General features: G+C 49.0%; 2 protein-coding genes. One reads left to right on the top strand and one right to left on the bottom strand.

The features are described from left to right. Nucleotides 1-59 precede the first annotated feature (59 nt). Nucleotides 60-1,778, bottom strand: a complete 1,719-nt coding sequence (locus HRU21_09075) for a proline--tRNA ligase (GenBank protein NRA42443.1) — start codon at nt 1,776-1,778, stop codon at nt 60-62. Between the two features lie 102 nt (nt 1,779-1,880). On the opposite strand from HRU21_09075, the gene HRU21_09070 reads away from it, so the two are divergent. Beyond that, complete coding sequence (locus HRU21_09070) at nt 1,881-2,306, top strand: HIT domain-containing protein (GenBank protein ID NRA42442.1); 426 nt, start codon at nt 1,881-1,883, stop codon at nt 2,304-2,306. The last annotated feature ends 204 nt before the right edge of the window (nt 2,307-2,510 follow it).

Raw genomic sequence — 2,510 nt, 5'->3', positions numbered from 1 at the left:
TCCACACAGCTTTTAAATAACTGATTCAGTCTGAAAATGAAGCGGCTATTTATTGAAACTTAGTTAAGCAAGCGCTCAGCTATAAACGCTTTTGTCTGACTAACTGCAATACCTTGATTATTGCTGTCTGCACGCGCCTGATACTCAATTTCGCCCTGCTTTAAACTTCTGTCGCCAATGGTGAAGCGATGCGGAATACCCATCAGCTCCATGTCGGCAAATTTCACCCCAGGGCGTTCATCGCGATCATCGAGCAGCACTTCAATGCCTTGCTCGATTAGCTCGGCGTAAAGATCTTCGGCGGCCTGTTTGACGGCGTCTGATTTATGCATATTCAGCGGCACGATCGCAACCTGAAAAGGTGCTAAGGCTGCAGGCCAAATAATGCCTTTCTCATCATGATTTTGTTCAATCGCGGCAGCAACCACACGCGATACACCAATGCCATAGCAGCCCATTAGCATGGTGTGTGCTTTGCCTTGCTCGTTTAGCACGGTGGCTTTCATGGCCTCTGAATATTTTGTGCCGAGTTGAAAAATATGCCCGACTTCAATGCCGCGTTTAATCGCTATGTCGCCCTGACCGCAGGGGCTTGGATCACCCTCAACGACATTGCGAATATCAACAACCTCGCCAAGCGCTGCATCACGTTGCCAGTTAAAGCCAGTCAGATGAAAGCCATCTTGATTAGCGCCGCAGGTTGCATCGCTAACAGCTGCCGCGCTGCGATCAACATAAACCTTGATGCCGCGCTCTGCCAAGCCCTGCGGACCTATAGAGCCAGGCTTGCAGCCAATCGCCTCGGTGACGGCATCTTCGCTGGCGAGCTGCATCGGCGCTCTAACGCCGTCGAGTTTTTCAACTTTGATGTCATTCACGGTATGGTCGCCACGCAATACGAGGGCAATTAAGCCGTCATCGTCGGCGTCGATAATCAGCGTTTTTAAGGTTTGCGCAGCGTTAATATTTAATAGCGTACAAACTTCATCAATACTGTGTGTGTTAGGGGTGGCAACATTGCTTAGCGACTGGCTAGGTTCGCTGCGCGGTGCCGCAGGTGCCAGAGCTTCAGCCATTTCAACATTGGCAGCATAATCACTCACTGTGGAAAACGCGATATCGTCTTCACCTGAGTCGGCTAATACATGAAATTCATGCGAAGCGCTGCCGCCAATGCTGCCGGTGTCGGCCTCAACCGCGCGAAAATTAAGGCCTAGGCGACTGAAGATATTGCTATAGGTTTGGTGCATTACCTCATAGGTGGATTGCAAACAGTCAGATGTTGCATGAAACGAATAGGCGTCTTTCATGGTGAATTCACGCCCGCGCATCAGGCCGAAGCGCGGTCTAACTTCATCACGGAACTTGGTTTGAATTTGATAAAAATTCATCGGCAATTGTTTATACGAGCTGAGCTCGTGACGCATCAGGTCGGTAATGACTTCTTCGTGTGTCGGGCCTAGGCAAAAATCGCGCTGGTGGCGGTCTTGAATCCGCAGCAGCTCAGGGCCATATTGCTCCCAGCGGCCAGATTCTTGCCAGAGATCGGCTGGCTGTACAACCGGCATCAACACTTCTTGCGCGCCGGATTTATTCATCTCGTCGCGCACCACAGCTTCGCATTTTTGCAGCACTTTCAAACCTAGCGGCAGCCAGCTATATAAGCCCGACGCTAATTTGCGAATAAAGCCAGCCCGTAATAACAGCTGATGGCTAATAACTTCGGCATCGGCGGGTGTTTCTTTCAGGGTGGCAATTAAAACTTGGCTGGTACGCATAATATTCGTTGAATCGTTGTAAAAAGTGGATGAATGGCTTGTGCCATCTTGGCTAAATCGGTAAATTTTAATCCCCTAAGGACAATTGGTACAGAGGTTTCTATGTTCAAGCTGGATGAACAGCTACAAAACGACACAGTAAAGATTGCGTCGTTTGCATTATGTGAGGTGTTGCTGGCGAAAGATGCCAATTACCCATGGCTAATTTTAGTGCCGCGGCGTGAAAATTTGGCCGAGCTGCATCAGCTGGAAGCTGACGACCTGGCGATGTTTTGGGAGGAGTCGGCTTTTGTAAGTAAACACTTGGAAGTGCATTTTCAGGCGCATAAATTGAATGTGGCAGCACTGGGTAACGTGGTGTCGCAGCTGCATGTGCATCATATTGTGCGCTACCACACCGACCCAGCCTGGCCAAAGCCGATATGGGGTGTTTTACCCAGCAAGCCTTACAGCGATGATGAATTAGAGGTTACGGTAAATAGTCTGCGAGCCTTGTTGGCTGCCAAAGCCCAATTAGATGAGCTTTAGTTTAGATGAGCTCTAGTTCAAATGAGTTCTATTTTGGGTAAGTTCTCTTTAGATAAGTGCTAGTCTGGCTTGCTAATGATGAGCGCGGCGCCAACTTGTTGGTCATGGCTAGGCAGCAATATCCTCAATAAGATAAGTCACGGTTTAATTTTTTTGTGCAAGCCTCGGCAGTTGAAGGCATAATGGCCTAATATCATCCGCCCC

The organism is Pseudomonadales bacterium, assembly GCA_013215025.1.
Classification (GTDB): Bacteria; Pseudomonadota; Gammaproteobacteria; order Pseudomonadales; family DT-91; genus DT-91.
Note: the sequence above shows the minus strand (reverse complement) of the source record. Positions and strands in the feature narration are given on the sequence as shown.